Source organism: Mesorhizobium sp. M1078, from assembly GCF_040318615.1.
Classification (GTDB): Bacteria; Pseudomonadota; Alphaproteobacteria; order Rhizobiales; family Rhizobiaceae; genus Mesorhizobium.
The window spans coordinates 1-1,321 of sequence record NZ_JAMYMP010000089.1 but is presented as its reverse complement, the minus strand read 5'-3'; the positions used below and the strand labels follow the sequence as shown (position 1 = coordinate 1,321).

The 1,321-nt window shown below is 61.0% G+C and carries 1 pseudogene; it reads left to right on the top strand.

Annotated elements, in window-relative coordinates:
• The first annotated feature begins 35 nt into the window (after window positions 1-35).
• Window positions 36-1,279: pseudogene (locus tag NKH38_RS33205) on the top strand (IS256 family transposase).
• The last annotated feature ends 42 nt before the right edge of the window (window positions 1,280-1,321 follow it).

Here is a 1,321-nt window from a genome sequence, read left to right as displayed (position 1 = left end):
GGGACTGTCAGGAATTCCGTGTGCGGGTGGGCATAATGGGTAAAAGGATTCCCACTATGACCCGACGCAAAGAACCTGCGATACCAAATGATTTACTCGACCAGCTTCTGGCGGGAGGCGCAGCCAGTGCTGCCTTCGAACAGGGCGGCCTGCTGGATTCGCTCAAGAAGGCTCTGACCGAGCGCGCGCTAAACGCGGAGATGGACCATCATCTGGCGAGCGGCGAAGACGCTGGCAATACGCGTAACGGCTACGGCCGTAAGACCGTGACGACGGAGACCGGCAAGCTGGAGATCGACATACCGCGCGATCGCCAGGCCAGTTTCGATCCGCAGCTGATCGCCAAGTATCAGCGTCGCTTCCCCGGCTTCGACGAAAAGATCGTGTCAATGTATGCGCGCGGCATGAGCACCCGGGAGATCACCGGGCACCTGCATGATCTTTATGGCGTCGACGTGTCGCCGGATCTGATCAGCACGGTGACGGACGCCGTGCTTGATGAAGTCGCCACTTGGCAGCAGCGCCCGCTCGATCCGGTTTATCCGCTCATTTTCTTCGACGCGATCCGGGTCAAGATCCGGGACGAAGGGATGGTTCGCAACAAAGCCATCCATATCGCGTTGGGCGTCCGCGCCAATGGCGCCAAGGAGGTGCTCGGCCTGTGGCTCGAGCAGAATGAAGGCGCCAAGTTCTGGCTGCGTGTGATGAACGAACTCAAGAACCGCGGCGTCGATGATATCCTGCTGGCCGTCGTCGATGGCCTGAAAGGCTTCCCCGACGCGATCACCGCCGTGTTCCCGGAGGCGATCGTTCAGACCTGCATCGTCCACCTGCTGCGCAACTCCATGGACTTCGTCTCCTGGAAAGACCGCAAAAGCTGGCGACAGCGCTTAAGGACATCTACCGCGCCGTCGATGCCGATGCCGCCGAAAAAGCGCTGACGGCGTTCGAGGCCGGCCCCTGGGGCCAGCGCTATCCCGCCATCGGCCAGAGCTGGCGGCGGGCCTGGGGCGAGGTCATCCCATTCTTTGCGTTCCCTGACGAAGTCCGCCGGATCGTCTACACCACAAACGCGATCGAGGCGCTGAACTCGAAGCTCAGGCGAGCGGTCAGGGCCAGGGGCCACTTCCCCAGCGACGACGCCGCCACCAAGCTGCTCTATCTGATCTTGAACCGGTCCGAAAAAGAGTGGAAAATGCCGCCACGTGAGTGGTCCATGGCTAAAGCCCAGTTCCCCGTCATCTTTGGCGAACGCTTCATCAAAGCCATGGCGGCATAATGTTCAACCGCCCACCCGCACACGGAATTCCTGACAGTCCCC